Source organism: Micromonospora sp. MA102 (assembly GCF_025460765.1).
Lineage (GTDB): Bacteria > Actinomycetota > Actinomycetes > Mycobacteriales > Micromonosporaceae > Micromonospora > Micromonospora halotolerans.
Map to the genome: position 1 here is coordinate 437,126 of NZ_JAMWEG010000001.1, position 19,335 is coordinate 456,460.

At 74.8% G+C, this 19,335-nt stretch carries 19 protein-coding genes and 1 pseudogene; 6 read left to right on the forward strand and 14 right to left on the reverse strand.

The genetic code is table 11. The features are described from left to right. Positions 1-19: 19 nt before the first annotated feature. From NFX44_RS02090 to rho, 6 genes and pseudogenes are all read right to left on the reverse strand, one after another. Positions 20-496 carry a hypothetical protein gene (locus NFX44_RS02090; protein ID WP_262281991.1) on the reverse strand — a complete coding sequence of 159 codons (477 nt, stop codon included), beginning with the start codon at positions 494-496 and terminating at the stop codon, positions 20-22. Between the two features lie 202 nt (positions 497-698). Continuing rightward, a complete protein-coding gene (locus NFX44_RS02095; protein WP_262281749.1) occupies positions 699-1,247 on the reverse strand; it encodes a hypothetical protein in 549 nt (182 codons plus the stop codon). A 544-nt stretch (positions 1,248-1,791) separates the two neighbouring features. Next, positions 1,792-2,550, reverse strand: a complete 759-nt coding sequence (locus NFX44_RS02100) for a hypothetical protein (RefSeq protein WP_262281992.1) — start codon at positions 2,548-2,550, stop codon at positions 1,792-1,794. A 218-nt stretch (positions 2,551-2,768) separates the two neighbouring features. Continuing rightward, a complete protein-coding gene (locus tag NFX44_RS02105) occupies positions 2,769-3,860 on the reverse strand; it encodes a DUF3626 domain-containing protein (protein ID WP_262281750.1) in 1,092 nt (363 codons plus the stop codon). A 46-nt stretch (positions 3,861-3,906) separates the two neighbouring features. Further along, complete coding sequence (locus NFX44_RS02110) at positions 3,907-4,371, reverse strand: VOC family protein (RefSeq protein WP_262281751.1); 465 nt, start codon at positions 4,369-4,371, stop codon at positions 3,907-3,909. An 11-nt stretch (positions 4,372-4,382) separates the two neighbouring features. Beyond that, positions 4,383-5,489, reverse strand: a pseudogene (gene rho / locus NFX44_RS02115) (transcription termination factor Rho); the annotation flags it as partial. Between the two features lie 593 nt (positions 5,490-6,082). Between rho and NFX44_RS02120 the strand changes: the two are divergent. The 3 genes from NFX44_RS02120 to tsaA are packed head-to-tail and all read left to right on the forward strand — an operon-like array spanning position 6,083 to position 8,297. Next, the gene (locus NFX44_RS02120) at positions 6,083-6,946 is read left to right on the forward strand and encodes an MEDS domain-containing protein (RefSeq protein ID WP_262281752.1); all 864 of its coding nucleotides are present in this window, start codon (positions 6,083-6,085) and stop codon (positions 6,944-6,946) included. Then, a complete protein-coding gene (locus tag NFX44_RS02125) occupies positions 6,943-7,890 on the forward strand; it encodes a sensor histidine kinase (RefSeq protein WP_262281753.1) in 948 nt (315 codons plus the stop codon). Before NFX44_RS02120 ends, NFX44_RS02125 begins: the two co-directional genes overlap by 4 nt. Further along, on the forward strand, positions 7,887-8,297 hold the full coding sequence (gene tsaA / locus NFX44_RS02130; protein ID WP_262281754.1) for a tRNA (N6-threonylcarbamoyladenosine(37)-N6)-methyltransferase TrmO: 411 nt from the start codon (positions 7,887-7,889) through the stop codon (positions 8,295-8,297). The genes NFX44_RS02125 and tsaA overlap by 4 nt, the downstream gene beginning before the upstream one ends. A gap of 45 nt (positions 8,298-8,342) precedes the next feature. On the opposite strand, the gene NFX44_RS02135 is transcribed toward tsaA, so the two are convergent. After that, on the reverse strand, positions 8,343-8,972 hold the full coding sequence (locus tag NFX44_RS02135) for an MBL fold metallo-hydrolase (RefSeq protein WP_262281755.1): 630 nt from the start codon (positions 8,970-8,972) through the stop codon (positions 8,343-8,345). Next, the gene (locus NFX44_RS02140; protein ID WP_262281756.1) at positions 8,969-10,057 is read right to left on the reverse strand and encodes an S-(hydroxymethyl)mycothiol dehydrogenase; all 1,089 of its coding nucleotides are present in this window, start codon (positions 10,055-10,057) and stop codon (positions 8,969-8,971) included. The genes NFX44_RS02135 and NFX44_RS02140 overlap by 4 nt, the downstream gene beginning before the upstream one ends. 192 nt (positions 10,058-10,249) lie before the next feature. On the opposite strand from NFX44_RS02140, the gene NFX44_RS02145 reads away from it, so the two are divergent. Next, positions 10,250-10,669, forward strand: coding sequence for a hypothetical protein (locus NFX44_RS02145; RefSeq protein ID WP_262281757.1), 420 nt, complete (start codon positions 10,250-10,252; stop codon positions 10,667-10,669). Here NFX44_RS02145 and NFX44_RS02150 read toward each other — a convergent pair. From NFX44_RS02150 to NFX44_RS02160, 3 genes are all read right to left on the reverse strand, one after another. Continuing rightward, the gene (locus NFX44_RS02150) at positions 10,662-11,975 is read right to left on the reverse strand and encodes a nitrate/nitrite transporter (protein ID WP_262281758.1); all 1,314 of its coding nucleotides are present in this window, start codon (positions 11,973-11,975) and stop codon (positions 10,662-10,664) included. The two genes, NFX44_RS02145 and NFX44_RS02150, sit on opposite strands and share 8 nt — an antisense overlap. Then, the gene (locus tag NFX44_RS02155) at positions 11,972-12,640 is read right to left on the reverse strand and encodes a GntR family transcriptional regulator (RefSeq protein WP_262281759.1); all 669 of its coding nucleotides are present in this window, start codon (positions 12,638-12,640) and stop codon (positions 11,972-11,974) included. The genes NFX44_RS02150 and NFX44_RS02155 overlap by 4 nt, the downstream gene beginning before the upstream one ends. A 67-nt stretch (positions 12,641-12,707) precedes the next feature. Further along, complete coding sequence (locus tag NFX44_RS02160) at positions 12,708-13,802, reverse strand: CapA family protein (RefSeq protein ID WP_262281760.1); 1,095 nt, start codon at positions 13,800-13,802, stop codon at positions 12,708-12,710. A gap of 68 nt (positions 13,803-13,870) precedes the next feature. Between NFX44_RS02160 and NFX44_RS02165 the strand changes: the two genes are divergently transcribed. Both NFX44_RS02165 and NFX44_RS02170 read left to right on the forward strand, forming a co-directional pair. Further along, positions 13,871-14,767, forward strand: coding sequence for a glycosyltransferase family 2 protein (locus NFX44_RS02165; protein ID WP_262281761.1), 897 nt, complete (start codon positions 13,871-13,873; stop codon positions 14,765-14,767). 50 nt (positions 14,768-14,817) lie between these two features. Continuing rightward, positions 14,818-15,981 carry a low temperature requirement protein A gene (locus tag NFX44_RS02170; protein ID WP_262281762.1) on the forward strand — a complete coding sequence of 388 codons (1,164 nt, stop codon included), beginning with the start codon at positions 14,818-14,820 and terminating at the stop codon, positions 15,979-15,981. On the opposite strand, the gene NFX44_RS02175 is transcribed toward NFX44_RS02170, so the two are convergent. Genes NFX44_RS02175 through NFX44_RS02185 form a run of 3 tightly spaced genes read right to left on the reverse strand, consistent with a single transcriptional unit; the run spans position 15,938 to position 19,278 of the window. Beyond that, the gene (locus tag NFX44_RS02175) at positions 15,938-16,801 is read right to left on the reverse strand and encodes an alpha/beta fold hydrolase (RefSeq protein ID WP_262281763.1); all 864 of its coding nucleotides are present in this window, start codon (positions 16,799-16,801) and stop codon (positions 15,938-15,940) included. The genes NFX44_RS02170 and NFX44_RS02175 overlap by 44 nt on opposite strands. Further along, positions 16,798-17,766 carry an SDR family oxidoreductase gene (locus tag NFX44_RS02180; protein ID WP_262281764.1) on the reverse strand — a complete coding sequence of 323 codons (969 nt, stop codon included), beginning with the start codon at positions 17,764-17,766 and terminating at the stop codon, positions 16,798-16,800. Before NFX44_RS02180 ends, NFX44_RS02175 begins: the two co-directional genes overlap by 4 nt. Positions 17,767-17,781: 15 nt before the next feature. Beyond that, the gene (locus NFX44_RS02185; RefSeq protein ID WP_262281765.1) at positions 17,782-19,278 is read right to left on the reverse strand and encodes an NAD(P)/FAD-dependent oxidoreductase; all 1,497 of its coding nucleotides are present in this window, start codon (positions 19,276-19,278) and stop codon (positions 17,782-17,784) included. Between the last annotated feature and the right edge of the window lie 57 nt (positions 19,279-19,335).

Below are 19,335 nucleotides of genomic sequence, written 5' to 3' on the forward strand. Positions count from 1 at the left end.
CGGGCGCGGCCTGGTGCGGTCAGGCGAGGTGGGGTTGGCGACGGAGGGCGCGGAGCTGGGCCAGGTGCATGGGAAGGTGGACGCGGGTGTGCAGGTCGAGGGCCCGGCCCCAGGGCAGGGACTCGTCCACGTCCAGGTCGAAGCCCTCCCGTAGCACGGTGTCCACCGGCGTCTCGGCGGCCGGGCCCAGCCGGTCGGCGAGGGCGCAGAGCTTCTGGCTGGTGGCCCGGAGCAGGGCGGCCAGCCCGTCCAGCCCGCCGCACTCCGAGACCAGCGCGTCGAGCTGCGGCCGGTGGATGGTCTCCAGGTCGTAGTAGGCGAACGGCGATCCGACCAGCACCGCCTCGGTCGCCTCACTCATCAACTCGTCGTTGGCGGCGAGGTGCGCCACGATCTGCTCGGCGCTCAACTCCCCGTCCGGAGGCGGCCCGAACCCACCCGTGTCCACCTCCGTGAGCACCGCCTCGTACGCCCGCCGCAACGCCGCGGCGTCCACCTCGTCCATGCCCGCATCCAACCCCCGCCCCGGCCGACCGCACCGCGATTACCCCTTGCGCGTCACCCGGACGGGGCTTCCGAGCTGTCGCGATCTTGGCAAGTTGCCGTTGACTGCCGACGACAACTCACCAAGGTCCGGATACGCCGCTGGCCGGCACCCCCGTGTTTCGGGGTGCCGGCCAGCGGTGGTTCTGTTCGGGTCAGCTGTTCCAGTGCTGGTGGACGATGTCGGTGGCCTGCTGCTCCCACTGGGCGTAGGCGTCCGGGTAGGCCGACACCTGCACGGTCTGCGCGGCCTCGGTCAGCGGCATGGTCTCCCAGCCGTCGACCTGCTTGAGGCCCTTCTCGAACGCCAGGGTCGCGTACTCGGGGTCGGTGATCTGCTCCGGCGTGCCCCAACCACTGGACGGGCGCTGCTGGAACAGGCCCAGCGAGTCATGGTCGTTCTTGTCACCCAGGTGGCCGAGGTTTTCCAGCTTCGACTCCTGCAGGCTCGTGGCGATCGAGATGACCGCGGCCCGCTCGGGCAGGCCGGCCTTCTTCGTCGCCGCGATGATCGCCTTGGCGTTCGCGGTCTGCTCGTCGTTCAGGTCAATGTGCGACTGGGCGCCCTGCACGGTCGCCACCGCGGCCGGCTTGCCCTCGACGGGACGGGCGTCGGCGTGGGCGGCGACCGGACCGGCGAAGACGCCACCGGTGAAGGCCAGACCAGCAATACCCAGCACGCTCTTACGCAGCATCGTGTTCATGGGGGTAGCTCCATTCGGGGGTTGGCGCACACGCACCGACGGGGGCCGGCTGGGGGGTGTGCGCAAGCACCACGTCAGGCGCTCAAGAAAGTCTTAGGGGGATCATCCAGGCGGACGGGGCGGGGGGCCTCTTCGTCGCGCCGGGACCATGTACAACGACCGGCCGGCCACCACCATTCCCGGGGTGCACCCGGGTCGGCGGGCGGTCGCGGAGGCCGGTCACCCCGTCGGGCGGGGCGTGGTCCTCGGTCGTTCACCGGGTATAACGACCCCCACCGGCCGGCCATTCCGCCGCCGGGATGCCGCCGGTCACCCCGCGAACCGGACAACCCGCCCATGCCGGAACGGTCGGTGGAACGTCACGGGTGTATCCCGGCTCCGGAGACACCCACGGCGTTCCACTCAGCGGCCGAGGCACCGCGCGAACCGGACATTCACCCCACAATCGAAGCCGGGCCGGGGCCGGGGCCGGGGCCGGGGGGATCATCGGGCAGACGGAAGCGGCCGGCCCCCTGTCCGAGGGCCGGCCGCTTCGCGGGTGTCGTCACCAGAGCTGCTGGACGATGTCCGCCGCCTGCTCCTCCCACTGCGCGTACGCGTACGGGAAGGCGGACACCTGGACCGTCTGGGCCGCGGCGGTCAGCGGCAGGTCCTGCCAGCCGCCGACGTTCTTCAGCGCGTTGAAGAACGCCTTGCTGGCGTAGTCCGGGTCGGTGACCTGGTCGGGCGTACCCCAACCGGACGACGGGCGCTGCTGGAACAGGCCCTCCGAGTCGTGGTCGTTGTACGTGCCGAGGTGACCGAGGTTGTACAGCTTCGACTCCTGCAGGGAGGTGGCGACGCCGATCACGGCGCCCCGCTCCCCCACGCCGGTCTCCTTGGCCGCCGTCACGATGGCCTTGGCGTTGTCGAGCTGCGCGTCGTCGAGCGGGATGCGCGACTGGGCGCCCTCGACGCCGCGCGGGATGAGCTTCTCCCGGTCGGGGCGGTCGGCCTTCGTCGGGACCTTGTCACTGCCGGTGGTCAGGCCGGACTTCACCGTCTCGGTGCCGGTCTTCTTGCCGGTGGCCAGGTCGATGGCGGCCAGGGCCCCCGCGTGCGGGCCGCTGGTCACCGGGGCGGCGACGGCCGTGGGGCCGAACGCCAGGCCGCCCAGGCAGGCCACGCCCGCCACGGTCAGCGCGGTGCGGCGGTTGGGGCCGGCGGCGACGGCGGTCCTCGCGGCGGCGGTCTTGGCGATGGCGGTCGTTGCCGCGGCGGTCTTCGCGATGGCGGGGAGCCATCGAGTGAAGTGCTGCTTCACGATGGTTGCCCTTTCGATCGTCACGACGCGCTCCGGGGTGAGCGCCCCTCGGGGGAACTACTCGCCGGTACGGGTTTGGGTTCCGGCGGTACGGGGGACACAACCAGCTCGCCGTGTCGGGCATTTCCGGAAATGCCCGGGCCTGCAGCGGCTGCGGTCCAGGTCACCCCGGATTCGGGACGGCCGCGACGGCGCGGGACGGTGCGGGCGGAAACGGCCTAGCCGGCCGCGGGTACGCCGAACCGGACCAGGACGTGCCAGAGCTGCTTGAGGTGCTGCAGCGTCAGCTCGACCGGGCCGCGGTCGGCCCAGCGGTGCGGCTCGCGTACCACCGAGGCGGCGGCCCGGCCGATCAGCGCGGCGTGCACCGGCTCCCCCGGGCGGGCGAACTCGGCGTGCACGCGGGCGGCGAGCGGTGGGATGTCCGGCCCCCGGAACTCGGCGTCGACACCGTCGACCGGCAGTTCGAACCCGGTGTGCCAGCACAGCGCGAAGCCGTGTCGCCGGGCGACCCCGGCGAGGATCCGCCCCTCCTTCGTGCCCCGGAACGACGGGTCCACCACCACGGCCTCGACGTCCCGGGCGAGGCTCAGCTCACCGTGCAGCTGCGCCTCGATGTAGTCGTCCAGCGCCCGGCCGGCCGCGTCGGACGCCCGCTCCCGGCGGCGCAGCAGCGTCCGCAGGAGGGTGCCGGTGCCCATGCCGGCCACGCCGAGGCTGGTCCCGGTCGTGGCGGTGGCCGCCAGCAGCGCGGCGAGCACGGGCTCGAACACGGTGACGGTGCCGAGGTCCTTCGGCTCGGTGTGGCTGTCCCCGAAGCTGAAGGTGGCCCGCGCGAGCGCGGCGGGCCGCAGCCGCAGGTGGCAGGAGCCGAACCGGGGGCAGGCGCCGTCCGGGTGGTCGAGCAGGTTGAGGCCCCCGTACTTCGGCCGCTCCGCCGGGGGCACACCGGGCCGCTGGTACGCCCCGCCGAACAGCCTCTCCTCCCAACGGTCCCGGTCGCCGCCGGGGAAGGCGGTCAGGCCGCCGTTGGAGACGCCCGTCTCGAACTGGCTGCGGTAGACGCCCTCCTGGTCGAGCGCCTCGGCCACCGTCCGGCCGTCGCGCAGCAGCCGGTCGGGGTGGAAGTTGAGGGTCAGCCGGCCGTGGGCGGCCACCGCGGCGACGATCTCCTCCGCGTGGTAGGCGGCGCCGGAGCCGGCGAGGTGCCGGGCGATGACGGCGAGCGCAGCGGGCCGGTCGCGGAGGGCGACCTCGCGGACGTGCCGGAGGGCGGCGGCCTGTGCGGGGGTCAACGTCACGTCGGGCACGCGCCGAAGTATCGCCGCACCCACCGGCGGAACGCCACGCGGATTCTCAGCTGTCGGTGCCGAACCCGTCCAGGGCCTCCCGCTCCGCGGGGCTGCGCAGCTCCTGGAAGACGGTGAGGTGCAGGCCCGCCGGGCCGTCGAGGCGGGCGTTGAGCGACTGCCACGGGGTGACCGTCGGCGGGGCGACCTCGGTGGCGCCCGCCGCGACGAGACGCTCGGCGGCCGCCCGGCTGTCGTCCACCTCGAACGCCACCCGCAGGCGGGGCGCGACCTGCCGGCCGACCTCCACCTCGTCGATCAGCCGCTTCTGCGCGGGATTCGCCAGCTCCAGGGTGGCCCGGCCCGCCTCCAGGATCACCACCCGGGCGCCGTCGCCGCCGGAGTACGCGGCCTGCTCCGGCAGGCCCAGCGCGTCCCGGAAGAAGGCGACCGCGGTGTCGTAGTCCTCGGCCTCGACGACCAGGCGCAACTGGCGTACGGTCGGCGGTCCGTCGGCCCGGGGAGCGTCCATGGGCACAGATCCTAGCCGCGGGTCGCGGCGCCGAGGCGGGCCAGGAAGTGGGCGTTGCCGCCGGTGCCGGCGAGCTGGTGGAGGAGCTGGTCCAGCGCCGCCTGGCGGTCCAGGGTGGACAGCGCGGAACGCAGGGCCCGCAGGCGGTCCCGCTCGACCCCGGTGAGCAGCAGGTCCTCCCGGCGGGTGCCGGAGGCCCGCACGTCGACGGCGGGGAATGTGCGCCGCTCGGCCAGCGCGCGGTCCAGCCTCAGCTCGGCGTTGCCGGTGCTCTTGAACTCCTCGAAGATGAGGTTGTCCGCGGCGGACCCGGTGTCGACCAGTGCGGTGGCGACGACGGTCAGCGAACCGCCCTCCTCGACCATGCGGGCGGCGGCGAGCAGTTGCTTGGGCGGGGTGAGCGCGGCCACGTCGATGCCGCCGGAGAGGGTGCGGCCGGCCGAGCGGACGGTCAGGTTGTAGGCGCGGCCGAGCCGGGTCAGCGAGTCGAGCAGCACGACGACGTCGTGGCCCAGCTCGACCAGGCGCTTCGCCCGCTCGATCGCCAGCTCCGCCACCGTGGTGTGGTCCTGCGGCGGACGGTCGAACGTGGCCGCGATGACCTCGCCCTTCACCGACCGCTGCATGTCGGTGACCTCTTCCGGCCGCTCGTCGACCAGCACCACCACGAGGTGGCACTCCGGGTTGTTGCGGGTGATCGCGTTCGCGATCGCCTGCAGCACCATCGTCTTACCCGCCTTCGGCGGCGAGACGATCAGCGCCCGCTGGCCCTTGCCGATCGGCATCACCAGGTCGATCACCCGGGTGGTGAGGATGTGCGGCTCGGTCTCCAGCCGCATCCGCTGGTGCGGGTGGACGGGTGTGAGGCGGTGGAAGTCCGGGCGGCGGCGAGCCTGCTCCGGGGGCGTCCCGTTGACGGTGTCGACCCGGAGAAGCGGGGCGTGCCGGCCCCGCTGGGGAGTGGCGGCGACCGCACCGGTGACGAGGTCACCGCGGCGCAGGCCGTACCGGCGCAGTTGGCCGGCGCTGAGGTGGGCGTCGGCGGTGGACGGCAGGTAGCCGTCCACCCGGAGCAGTGCGTGGTCGTCGACCGTGTCGACGATGCCGCTCACCGGGAGCGGCGCGGAGGTGTCGGTCATGGGGTGCCTTTCGAGACGTGGCCGTCCCGATCGGGACGGCGAAGGAGAAGAGAGCGTCGGCTCGTTCTGCGCGCGAGGTGAGGGATGCGGGCCCGGCCACCGTGTCCACGAACGGGTGCGGGCCCGGGTCGTCGACGGGCGGGGCGAACCGCGGGAAGCGCGGCGAAGGCGCGGGCCGAGTGGCCGCACCGACCTGGGCGCCGGTGGGACGTTCTGCCGGAGCGGCCTGCCAGAGACGGCGGGAAGCGACTCGCCGACCTGAGGCCCGGAGGCACAGCCGGCGGGCGGGCCGCCGGGCGGCGCGGGAACCGATGGCCGGGTTCACTCGCGTGGAGGCCCGAGTCGGGCGAGCCAGGACGCGGTGGCGGCGTGTTCGCGGCCGGATCGGCGACGTGTCGCCGGATGAGCTGTCAGCTCGGTGGAGTGGGCCCCGGGTGGCGTGATCGCGCCGGCATCCGGGTCCATCGGCAGGTTACCCCGGAACGCCGCCGTCGACAAGCGGATCACGGCGGGCTCGGTCGGCGCCCGGGCCGGGCTACAGTGAGGGGCGCGCCGACCGGGAGGCCAGCACCGTGACTGCTACCACCGTGGTCGACCAGGTCCACCTGGGTGACCACGTCTGCTGGACGCACGACGACGAGAATGTCGCGCTCGACGTCGTCGGCCGCTTCGCCGCCACCGGCCTGCGGCTCGGTCACAAGGTCGTCTGTTTCACCGAGACCTCCCCGCCGCAGGCGGTGCGCGCCCGCGTCGACGCCGTCGGCGTGCCGACCGAAACCGCTGTGGCCTCCGGCCAACTGCGCATCGTGCCGGCCGCGGACGCCTACCCGACCGGCGGCCGGCCGGCACCGGAGACGATGGTCGCCGTCGTCGTCGACGAGGTCGACCGCGCGCGGCACGAGGGCTACCCGGGCATCCGGCTGGCCGGCGACATGGCGTGGGTGCTGCGCAGCGGCACCACCCTGGACGACCTGCGCCGGTACGAGACGGCGCTCAACCCGCTCTTCCTGGACACCCGGGTCGCCGGCCTGTGCCTGTACGACCGGCGGCTCTTCCCGGCCGACGAGCTGCGCGCCCTGGCCGCCGCCCATCCGGGCACGGCCGGTCCGCACGTCGCGCGGACCTGGGCGCCGCTGCTGCGGGCGTACCGGACGACCGACCCGCCGGGGGTGCGGCTCGTGGGGCAGGTGGACCGGAGCAACCGGGAGGCGTTCACCGCGGTGCTGGGCGACGTGACGGCCGACGAGCGGGCGGCGGGGTCCCCGCCGGTGCTGGACGTCTCCGACCTGAGCTTCGCCGACGCGGGCGCCGCCACCGCCATCGTCCGGGCGGACCGGGCGAGCGCCACCGGCGTGCGGCTGGTGGGGTGCCGGCCGGCGCTGCACCGGCTGCTGCAGCTGCTCGGTGACGCGCCGACCCCGGGGCGGCCCGCGTGAGCGCTCCCGCCGGGCCGGCACCGGCCGGCTTCCGCCACGAACTGGCCTTCTACACCGACGCCGCGAGCCTGCTGGCGGTCACCGTGCCGTTCGTCCAGGAGGGACTGGCCGCGGGCGATCCGGTGCTGGTGGCGACGCCGGGCCCGCAGCTCGCGCTGATCCGCGCGGCGCTCGGCGCGACCGGTGACGCCGTCGGATGGGCCGACATGACCGAGGCGGGACGCAACCCGGGCCGGATCATCCCGTGCGTGCTCCAGGCGTTCGTCGACCGGCATCCCGAGCGGCGGGTCCGGATCATCGGCGAGCCGGTCTGGGCGGGTCGCACCGCCGAGGAGTACCGGGCCTGCGCCCAGCACGAGGCCGCGATCAACTGGGCCTTCGCGGGCCGGGCGGCGAGCATCCTCTGCCCGTACGACACGGGCCGGCTCGATCCCGGCGTGCTCGCCGAGGCGCGCTGCACGCACCCGCTGCTGGTCGACGGCGGTGGGTGCCGCCGCATCGCCGGCTACGCGCCGACGGCGGTCACCGAGCGGCACAACAAGCCGCTGCCCACCCCCGCCGAGAAGGTCGCGGTGCTCCGCTACGACCTGGCGACGCTGCCGCAGGTCCGGCGGTTCGTCGCCGAGCACGGGCTCACCGCCGGGCTGGCCGCGGACCGGGTGGCCGACCTGCAGATCGCGGTCACCGAGCTGGCGACGAACAGCGTGGCCCACGCGGGCGGCGCCGGCACCCTCCAGGCGTGGCGCACCGACCGGCACCTGGTGTGCGAGATCCACGACGACGGCTGGCTGGCCGATCCGCTCGCCGGCCGGCTCACCCCCGCGCACGACGGCATCGGCGGGCGGGGGCTGGTCATCGTGCACGCCCTGTGCGACCTGGTGCTGCTGCACACCACCGCGGCCGGCACCACGGTCCGGCTGCACATGCTCCGGGAGGTCCCGTGACGGGAAGCGAACAGACACTGTGTGCGGTCGGCCGGGTCGAGTCGCCCCTGACCGATGCGGCGGCGGCGCCGAAGCAGGGCGACGAGGGCGCCCCGGAGGCGTGGCTGGTCTTCGACGAGGCGTACGCGCCGGCGCTGGACGGGTTGCGGCCCGGCGCGGACGTGCTCGTGCTGACCTGGTTGGACCGGGCCCGGCGGGACGTCCTCGCGGTGCACCCGCGCGGCGACGTGTCCCGGCCGGAGACGGGGGTGTTCGCCACCCGCTCGCCGCACCGGCCGAACCCGATCGGCCTGCACCGGGTGCGGGTGCTCGCCGTGGACGGCGTACGGCTGCGGGTGGCCGACCTGGAGGCGCTCGACGGCACGCCCGTACTCGATGTCAAGCCGGTGCTCGACGGCGAGCGCTGAGGCCGGCGGCGCCCGGCCGGGCCGCGACCCGGCCGGGCGGTCGGCTCAGTGCCCCCGGGCGATCCACTCGTCGAGGTGGGGCGCCTCGGCGGCGATGCTGGTGTCGTCGCCGTGCCCGGTGTGGACCACGGTCTGCGGCGGCAGGGTGAGCAGGCGGGTGCGGATCGACTCCACAATGGTGCCGAAGTCGCTGAAGGAGCGGCCGGTGGCGCCGGGACCGCCGGCGAAGAGGGTGTCCCCGGTGAAGACCGCCCCGAGGTCGGGGGCGTAGAGGCTGCACGCGCCCGGGCTGTGGCCCGGGGTGTGCAGCACCCGGAGGGTGGTGCCGCCGACCTCGACGGTCTGCCCGTCGGTGAGCTCGCCGTCGGGCGGGGTGTCCGGGTGGACCAGGTCCCAGAGCACCCGGTCGGCCGGGTGCAGCAGCACCGGCGCGCCGGTGGCCCGGGCCAGCTCGGGCGCGACCCGGACGTGGTCGTCGTGCGCGTGGGTGGCCAGGACGGCGACCACCCGGCGGTCGCCGACCACCGCGCGGATGGCGGCGACGTCGTGCGGCGCGTCGACGACCACGCACTCCTCGTCGTCGCCGACCACCCAGACGTTGTTGTCGACGTCGAAGGTCTGCCCGTCGAGGGAGAACGTGCCGGAGGTGACGGTGTGGTCGACGCGGGCGGTCACGGGAAGACCACCACGGACCGGAGCACGTCACCGTGGTGCATCCGGGTGAACGCCTCCTCGACCTGGTCGAGGGCGATCTCCTCGGTGACGAAGGCGTCCAGGTCGAGGCGGCCCTGCCGGTACAGCTCGGTGAGCATCGGGAAGTCGCGGCTGGGCAGGCAGTCGCCGTACCAGCTGGACTTGAGGGCACCGCCGCGGCCGAAGACGTCGAGCAGCGGCAGCTCGATCCGCATCTCCGGCGTCGGTACGCCGACCAGCACGACGGTGCCGGCCAGGTCGCGGGCGTAGAAGGCCTGCTTCCAGGTCTCCGGGCGGCCGACCGCGTCGATGACCACGTCGGCGCCGAACCCGCCGGTCGCAGCGCGGATGGCCTCGACCGGGTCCTCCTCGGAGGCGTTGACGGTGTGCGTGGCGCCGAACTTCCGCGCCCAGTCGAGCTTCCGCGAGTCCGTGTCCACGGCGATGACGGTGGTCGCGCCGGCCAGGGTCGCGCCGGCCACCGCCGCGTCGCCGACCCCGCCGCAGCCGATCACCGCGACCGAGTCGCCCCGGGTCACGTTGCCGGTGTTCATGGCCGCGCCCAGGCCGGCCATCACGCCGCAGCCGAGCAGGCCGACGGCGGCGGGCCGGGCGGACGGGTCGACCTTGGTGCACTGGCCCGCGTGCACCAGGGTCTTCTCGGCGAACGCGCCGATGCCCAGCGCGGGCGCCAGCTCGGTGCCGTCGGTGAGCGTCATCCTCTGCGCGGCGTTGTGGGTGTTGAAGCAGTACCAGGGGCGGCCCCGCCGGCACGCGCGGCACTGCCCGCAGACCGCGCGCCAGTTGAGCACCACGAAGTCGCCGGGGGCCACCTCGGTGACCCCCTCCCCCACCTGCTCCACGATGCCGGCCGCCTCGTGGCCGAGCAGGAACGGGTAGTCGTCGTTGATGCCGCCCTCGCGGTAGTGCAGGTCGGTGTGGCACACCCCGCAGGACTGGACGCGCACCACCGCCTCGCCCGGCCCCGGGTCGGGCACCACGATGGTGGTGACCTCCACGGGCGCGCCCTTGCGCCGCGAAACGACTCCCCGGACTTCCTGGCTCACTCTGCCTCCTTCGTTCGCGACTGCGGGGCTCGCAGACCCGGCTCGCTCCTCGCGCTCACGGTGCCCCCTGCGTTCGCTGTGCGTCGAAACCTACCGCTGATCACGGTGCGCGGCCCACCGCCGTCCGGCGGGTTATCCGGCGCGTCGCCGGGTACGCGGTGGCCCGGTTGTCCGGCACCGACGGGAGTGATCATGAAGTTGACCCATGCGCCGCTGCGGCTCACCATCGGCGCGTTCTTCCTGAATTCCGGGCTGTCCAAGCGGTCCCTGGAGGGCGAGGCCGCCGCCGGCATGCACGGCATGGCGGTGGGAGCGATGCCCCAGCTGCGGCAGTTCCCACCGGACCAGTTCGCGAAGCTGCTCTCCCGTGCCGAGATCGCGCTCGGCGCCGCGCTGGTCGTCCCGTTCGTGCCGTCGCTGCTGGCCGGCGCCGGGCTGACCGCCTTCGGGCTCGGCCTGGTGCAGCTCTACCTGAAGACACCCGGGATGCGGGAGGGGAACAGCCTGAAGCCGACCCAGGCCGGCATCGGGCTGGCCAAGGACAGCTGGCTGGCGGCCGCCGGGCTGACGCTGATGCTGGACTCGCTGGCCCACAAGCGCCGGTTCACGTGACCGGGCTCCCCACCGCGCCGGCGGGCAGCCGCAGGACGTCGGCGGCGTACCGGCGGCGGGCCGCGTTGCGGTAGCGCAGCACCTGCACCGCGCCCAGCCCCCAGAGCAGGTACTGCACGGCGAACGCCCAGCGGAACGCCGACAGCGGCGGCGTGCTCCGGCCGGCCGGGGTGGCCAGGTCGAGCACCACGCCGACCGCCAGGATCAGCAGGATCGAGGCGACGAACCCGCCCACGTTGACGATGCCGGTGGCGCTGCCGATCCGGTGCACCGGGTTGAAGGTGCGCGCGTAGTCGAAGCCGATCACCGAGCCGGGGCCGTTGACCGCGAGGACGACCACGAGGGCCACGAGCAGCCCGTGCGGGGCGCGGCCGGGCCAGGCCAGCACCACCGCCCAGACGGCGGCCGTGCCGGCGGTGATGGCGAAGACCACGGCGGAGCGGTGGAACGGGTGCCGGGCGCACAGGTGCGCGATCACCGGCCCGCAGACCAGGGTCACCACGGTCATCAGGGTGAGCAGGCCGGCCGCCGCGGTGGGCGAGAAGCCCTGGCCCTGCACCAGGAACGGGTAGCCCCAGAGCAGGGCGAACACCGACCCGGAGAACTGCGTGACGAAGTGCGTCCAGAGGCCCAGCCGGGTGCCGGGCTGGGCCCAGGCGTCGGCGAGCTGCCGGCGTACCGCGGTCAGGTCGGGCGCGGGCGCGGTGGTGTGTTCCGCGTGCGGGGTGTCGCGGACCGCGACGAGCACCACCAGCAGCACGGTCGCGCCGAGCGCCGCCGCGGTGAGAAACGCCGGCGTCCAGCCCGTGTGGTGCAGCAACGCGACCAGGGGTACGGCGCCGAGCACCGCGCCGAGCTGCCCGATCGTGCCGGTGAGCTGCACCAGCAGGGGGTTGCGCCGGCCCGGGAACCAGAACGCCACGATCCGCAGCACGCTGATGAAGGTCATCGCGTCGCCCAGGCCGACCAGCACCCGGGCGGCGACGGCGAGCCGGACGTCGGTGGCCACGGCGAAGCAGAGCTGCCCGGCCACCATGAGCGCGCCGCCGGCCAGCAGCAGCCGGCGCGAGCCGAACCGGTCGAGCAGCACCCCGACCGGCACCTGCATGGCCGCGTAGACGGCGAGCTGCGCGACGCTGAAGGTGGCCAGGGCGGCGGCGTTGATGTGGAAGCGGTCCGCCGCGTCGACCCCGGTGACGCCGAGCGAGCTGCGGTGGAAGACCGCGGTCACGTACGCGGTGACGGCCACCGCGAAGACCAGGGCGGCGGACCGGCGCGGCGCGACGGTACGGACGGCGGCGGTCACCGCAGCGTCCGCAGCACGGTCGCGGCGTTGTCGATGTGCGCGCCGACCGCGTCGAGCCAGGCCCGCGGGTCGTCGCCGTCGAGGGCGGCGAGCTGGCCGGCGTGCTCGGTGAGGGCCACCTCGGCCCAGCCGGGCGAGAGCCGGAAGCTGGCCTCACCCATCCGCAGCTGCCGGTCGCGCAGCCGGTGGTACAGCTCGGCGAGGATCTCGTTGCCGGCCGCTTCCACGACGGTGGCGTGGAAGGCCCGGTCGGCGGCCATCAGCGCGGTGACGTCGCCGGCGGCGTGCGCCCGACGCATCTCGTCGAGCCGGCGGGCCAGCTCGTCGCGGATGGCGGCCCGGCGCGGCCAGACCCGCTCGGCGGCGTGCAGCTCGACCAGGCGGCGGGCCTCGACGACGTCGGCGATCTCCCGGGCGGAGACCGGCCGGATCAGTGCCCCCCGCTTCGGGTAGAGCTTCACCAGGCCCTCGGCCTCCAGGCGCAACAGCGCCTCCCGGACCGGCGTCCGGGACACGCCGGTCGCCTCGGCGATCTCCCCCTCGCTGATCAGCAGCCCGCCCGGGTAGACCTGCTCCAGGATCGCCCGCTTGAGGTGCCGGTACGCCCGCTCGGCGGCGGACGGCGCGGCCGGCCGCGCCCCGGACACGGGGGTGGGATGCGTCATGTATCTATGGTGCGCCCCGGTCGGTGCGGCACCGCCGTCAACCGGCCCGAACGTGGCCCGGGCCACGTCAGCGCAGCGTGAGCACGCCGCCGGCCGTGCGGGTGAAGCGGGTGCCCCGGCCGACGGTGTCGAGGAGGTCGGCGAGCCAGTCGGCCTCCGCGGGCGTGGCCGGCCGCAGGCCCATCCGGCGCATCCGCAGCGGGACGAGGCGCAGCCCTCGCAGCTCGCCGGAGGCGGCGTCGAGGGTGGCCAGGTGCAGCAGCCGCAGCTCCGGCCGGTACGCCTCCTGCCCACCGATCCCCTCGTAGTCGTCGATCAGGTCGCCGCAGCCGTAGAGGACCAGCCGGCCCCGGTAGCGCTCGACGGCGCGGGGATGGTGGGACGAGTGGCCGTGCACCACGTGCACCCCGGCGTCGATCAGGGCGTGCGCGAAGTCGACGTGCTCGTCCGGCACCTCGTGGCCCCAGTTGCTCCCCCAGTGCACCGAGACCACCACGAGGTCGGCCGGCCGCACGGTCCGGGCGATCCGCTCGGCGAGCGCGCCGGCCGCCGCGGCGGACACCTCCGGCAGGTACGCCACGCCGGGCCGGCCGGCCGCCGCGGCCCACTGCGGGAGGATCCCGCTGGACACCGCGCCCACCGACCAGACCAGCAGCCGGCGGTCACCGGCCAGCGGCACCACCGCCGGGCGCCACGCCTCCTCGGCGTCCCGGCCGGCGCCGGCGGTCCGGATCCCCGCGCCACGCAGCGCGTCCAGCGTGTCGGCCAGGCCGGTGGGGCCGAAGTCCAGCACGTGGTTGTTGGCGAGAGCGCAGACGTCGAGCCGGGCGGCGGTGAGGCAGGGCAGGTTCGCCGGGTGCATCCGGTAGTGGATGCCCTTGCCGGGATGGTGCGCGCCGCGCGCCGTCACCGCCGTCTCCAGGTTGACGATCCGCGCGTCCGGACGTTCCGCGTCGAGCAGGCGCAGCGCGTCGCCCCACGGCCACCCGGGCGGGGCCGGGCGCGGCACCGGCCCGGCCACGGACTCGGCCAGCGCCACGTACCGGCGGGCGTCGGTGATCAGCTCCTCCCGCAGCTCAGGCGAGCCGGGGTGCGGGAGGATCTGGTCCACGCCCCGCCCGGTCATCACGTCACCGGCGAGGAAGAGCGTCACCTCGGCCATGCCGGGGTGTTCCCGCCGCGCGCCGCGCCACGCGCGTGAGAGCCGCCGGCCGGGGTACCAGGGCCGCCATGACGACCGACGTGACGATCGTGGTGGCCACCCGCAACCGGCGCCACCAGCTCCTCGCCCTGCTGCCCCGGCACACCGCGCCGGTCATCGTGGTGGACAACGGCTCCGACGACGGCACGCCGGCCGCCGTGGCCCGGGAGTTCCCCGGCGTCCGGGTGGTGGAGCTGGCCCGCAACGCGGGCGCCGGGGCGGCCCGCAACGTCGGGGTGGGCCTGGCCCGCACGCCGTACGTGGCGTTCGCCGACGACGACTCGTACTGGGCGCCGGGCGCACTCGACCGGGCCGCCACGCTGCTGCGCCGGCACCCGCGTACCGCGCTGCTCACCGGCGAGGTGCGGGTCGGCGCGGCGGCCCGGCCGGACCCGGTCTCGGCCGCCATGGCCCGGGCGCCGCTGGGCACCGAGCCGGACGCGCCAGGGCCCACGGTGCTCGGCTTCCTGGCCTGCGCCGTGGTGCTGCGCCGCGACGCGTACCGGCAGGTCGGCGGCTTCGCCGAGCGGCTCGGCACGTACGGCGAGGAGGCGCTGCTGGCCATGGACCTGGCCGCCGCGGGCTGGAACCTCGCGTACGTGCCGGAGCTGGTGGCCCACCACCTGCCGGAGCCGGACGGCCGGGACCCGCGAGCCCGCCGCCGGGTGGAGGCGCGCAACCGGGTGCTCACGGCGGCGCTGCGCCGGCCGTCGCCGGTGCTCCGCGAGGTGGTCGCCGACGCCTGGCGGGATCCGGCCGGGCGGGCCGGCCTGCGCGACGCGGCCCGCCAGGCCGGCTGGGTGCTGCGGCACCGGCGACGGCTGCCGGCCGGCCTGGAGGCCGCACTGGTCACGCTGTCCCGCGCCGACGTCGCACCGCCCCTTTCCGCCGGACTTCCCCGACCGGCGGGGTCCGTGGCGGCCTGACCTGGTTATCGTGTGGGCGCAGCTGACCGGCCGGCGGCGAGGAGCACCGAGTGAGGAACAGCGCGCCCGTCCGCGCCTGGTACCGGCCGATGCGGGCGCGCCGGCGCGACGAGGAGCACCGGTCCGCCACCCCGCTGGAGCTCTTCTTCGACCTGTGCTTCGTGGTGGCGGTGGCACAGGCCTCCGCGAACCTGCACGACGACGTGGTGGAGGGGCACCTCGCGCACGGCCTCGGCGGCTACCTGAGCGTGTTCTTCGCCATCTGGTGGGCCTGGGTGAACTTCACCTGGTTCGCCTCCGCCTACGACACCGACGACGACGTCTACCGCCTGACCGTCCTCGTGCAGATCGCCGGGGCGCTGATCCTCGCCGCCGGCGTGCCCCGCGCCTTCGCCGACGGCGACTTCACCACGATCACCTACGGCTACGTGGTGATGCGCCTGGCTTCCACGGTGAACTGGATGCGGGCGGCCGCCGGCGACCCGCAGCGCCGGGCCACCACCCTGACGTTCGTGGTCGGCGTGGCCGTGGTGCAGGTCGGCTGGCTGCTCCGGCTCCTCCTGCCGCCCGCCTGGCTGCTGCCCGCGTACTTGGTGCTGGTCGCCGCCGACCTGCTGGTGCCGGTGATCGGCGAGCGGCGCGGACAGACCTCGTGGCACCCGCGGCACATCGCCGAGCGGTACCAGCTGTTCACCCTCATCGTGCTGGGCGAGGTGGTGCTGTCCACGTCGGTCGCGATCCAGCGCGGGGTGGACGCGGGTAACGAGCAGCTCTGGTCGCTCGGCGCCGCCGGCACGCTCATCGTCTTCGCCATCTGGTGGCTCTACTTCGACCGGCCCGACCCGCTGCCACCGCGGTCGGTGCCCGGCGCGCTGTTCTGGGGCTACGGCCACTACTTCGTCTTCGCCTCCATCGCCGCGGTCGGCGCCGGGCTGGCCGTGGCGGTCGACCACGACCTGCACACCGGCCACGTCTCCGGACGGGTCGCCGGCTACGCGATCGCCGTGCCGGTCGCGGTCTACCTGGTCACCCTCTGGGCGGTGCACCTGCCGGCCAAGCGCGGCGCCGGGCTGACGCTGTTCCCCGGCGCGGCGGTGCTGGTGCTGGTGACGCCGTGGCTGTTCGCGCCGGTCGACCTGATCGCCGGGGTGCTGGTCGTGCTCGTGGCCGTCACGCTGGTCCTGCGGCACCGGACGGCGACCAGAACTGCCTGACCAGGGCCGCGAACTCGGCGGCCCGCTCGATCTGCGGCATGTGCCCGGTGTCGCGGAACAGGTGGCCCTGCGCCCGCGGCAGCCGCGACCGCGCGTACGCGAGGTGGGCGGCGGGCAGGATCAGGTCCCGGTCGCCCCAGACGACCAGGGTGGGCAGGTCGAGCGCGGCCACCGCGTCGAGCAGTTCGGCCCGCCACTCGGGGCGTACCCCGCGCCAGGTGCCGAGGCTGCGGACCAGCTCCAGCATCACCCGGGGGGCGTGCGGCTGCCGGGCCGCCGCCAGGGCGGTGGCGATCCGCGCCTCGGTGACGTACGCCGGGTCGTGGAAGATGGCCCGCTCGGTGCGGCGGGCGATCGCCGGGTGCGGGCGCAGCAGCAGGCGGGCCAGGGGCCGCACCGCGAGCAGCCGCAGCGCGGCGGTCACCTCCCGGCCGAAGCCGGCGCTGTTGACCAGCACGAGGCTGGCCGCCCGCTCCGGCGCGTCGGCGGCGAGCCGCATGGCCACCGCCCCGCCCATCGAGTTGCCGACCAGGTGCGCCGGGCCGGTGACCCCGGCGGCGTCGAGGAACTCGGCGACGGCCGTGGCCAGGGTCGGCAGCGTGTGCCGGTCGTCCAGCGGCGCGGAGCCGCCGTGCCCGGGCAGGTCCATGGCGAGCACCCGGTGATCGCGGGCCAGCGCCTCCTGCACGGCGGAGAAGTCCTCCATGGTCCGGCCGATGCCGTGCAGCAGCACCACCGGCGGGCCGTCGCCGGCGATCCGGTAGCGCATCCGCCGCCCGGCGACGGTCCGGGAGTCGGCCGGCGGCAGGGCGAGGGTCACGCCGGCCGTCCCGGCTCCGACGGCACGACCTCTGTCGGGACAGGCTCCGACGGCACGACCTCCGTCGGGACGGGCTCCGACGGGACGGGCTCCGGCGGGATGACCTCCGCGGCGGGCCGCGGGGTGGGCACCCGGGCCGGGCGCGGCCGCATCCCGAGGGCCAGCACCTTCCCGTACCCGGCGGGGGCGACCCGGGCGAGCAGGTCGGGCAGCTTCGCCGACCAGCCGATCAGCACCCGGCCGCGGCGGCGCTCGACCCCGCGCAGGATCACCTCGGCGGCCTTCGCCGGATCGATGGAGAGCAGCTTCTCGAACTGCTTCCGGCCGGCCTCGTACTCCTCGACCGGGACGCCGCTGCCGACCCGGGCGCTGGCCGCGATCCGGGTGCGGATGCCGCCCGGGTGCACCGAGGTGACCCCGACCCCGTCGTCGACGAGTTCGTGCCGCAGCGCCTCGGTGAAGCCGCGCACCCCGAACTTGCTGGCCGAGTAGGCGGCCTGCCCGGCGGGCGCGATCAACCCGAAGAGGCTGGAGACGTTGACCAGGTGCGCGCCGGGCTCGGCCTTGAGCGCGGGCAGCAGCGCGTGGGTCAGCCGCACCACCGCCCGGAAGTTGATCTCGATGACCCAGAAGAACTCGTCCAGGGTCACCTGGTCGAACCGGCCGCCCAGCGCCACCCCGGCGTTGTTCACCAGCAGCCGGACGCGCGGGTGCGCGCGGTGGATCTCGGCGGCGACCCGGTCGGTGGCGTCGGCGTCGGCGAGGTCGACCACGTGGGTCTCGATCCGCCGCTCGGGATGCGCGGCGCGGATCGCGGCGACCACGGCGTCCAGCCGCTCGGCGTCCCGGTCGAGCAGGACCAGGTCGGCGCCGCGCCGGGCCAGCCCGTGCGCCAGGGCCTCGCCGATGCCGCTGGCCGCGCCGGTCAGCACCGCGGTGCCGCCGGGGAAGACGAAGTCACGCATGACGCTCCTGAGGGGTCAGGCGACGGGCGCGGGCCGGTCGGTGACGGTGGCGGGCGTACCGGCGCGGGAGAAACGCACACCGGCGTCGGTGAGCCGACCGTGCCGCATCAACAGCACGTCGCGCGGATAGTTCTGGTGCAGCCGCCACGGCGCCGCCGGGCCCTGCTTGGGCAGCTGGTCGACGGCGCGCAGCACGTAACCGGACTGGAGGTCGATGATCGGCACGAGGTCGTCCGAGTCCGGGGCGAGCGGGGTGACGACCTGCTGGCCGGTGTCGTCGAGGTGGCGCAGCAGCCGGCAGACGTACGTGGCGACCAGGTCGGCCTTCAGCGTCCAGGAGGCGTTGGTGTAGCCGATGGTCATGGCGAAGTTCGGCACGCCGGAGAGCATCATGCCCTTGTAGGCGACCGTCGAGGCGAGGTCGACCTCGGCGCCGTCCACGGCCAGGGTCATCCCGCCGAGGGCGAGCAGGTTGAGGCCGGTGGCGGTGACCACGATGTCGGCGGGCAGCTCCTCGCCGGAGCTGAGCCGGATGCCCCGCTCGGTGAAGGTGTCGATGGTGTCGGTGACCACCGAGGCCGTCCCGGCGCTGACCGCGGCGAACAGGTCCCCGTCGGGCACCACGCAGAGCCGCTGGTCCCACGGGTCGTAGCGGGGTGAGAAGTGCCGGTCGAGGTCGTAGCCGACCGGGAGCTTGCCCCGGGCGGCCCGGCGGAGGAACTTCTTCACCAGGCCGGGGGCGCGCCGGCTGAGCTGGAAGTTGGCCACCCCGAGCGCGACGTTCTTCCAGCGGGTCACCGCGTACGCGGCCTTCGCCGGGAGCCAGCGCCGCGCCGCGTCCGCGAACGCGTCGCGCGAGGGCAGCGAGATCACATACGTGGGCGAGCGCTGGAGCATGGTGACGTGGCCGGCCCGCTCGGCCATGGCCGGGACCAGGGTGACCGCCGTGGCGCCGCTGCCGATCACCACCACCCGCTTGCCGGCGTAGTCCAGGTCCTCGGGCCAGTGCTGCGGGTGCACGAGCCGGCCGGCGTACCGCTCGACGCCGGGGAACTCGGGCGTGTAGCCCTCGTCGTAGCGGTAGTAGCCGGAGTTGGTGAAGAGGAACCCGCACGTCAGGACCACGTCCTCGCCGGTGTCGTCACGGCGGGCACGCACCGTCCAGCGGGCCGTGGCGCTGTCCCACTCGGCGCGCAGCACCCGGTGGTGGAAGCGGATGTGCCGCTGCACCCCGTGCTCGCGGGCGGTCTCCCGGACGTAGGACCGGATGGCGTCGCCGTCGGCGATCGCCTTGGGATTGGTCCACGGCTTGAACGAGTAGCCGAGGGTGAACATGTCGGAGTCGGAACGGATGCCCGGGTAGCGGAACAGGTCCCAGGTGCCGCCGACCGCGCCCCGCGCCTCCAGCACCGCGTACGTCTTGCCCGGGCACTGGCGTTGCAGGTGGACGGCGGCGCCGACGCCGGAGAGCCCGGCGCCGACGATGAGGACGTCGACGTGGTCGGAGGCCATGACATCTCCCGTTCGGCCGGCAGTGGACGGACACTATCCACCACCGTCGACACCAGT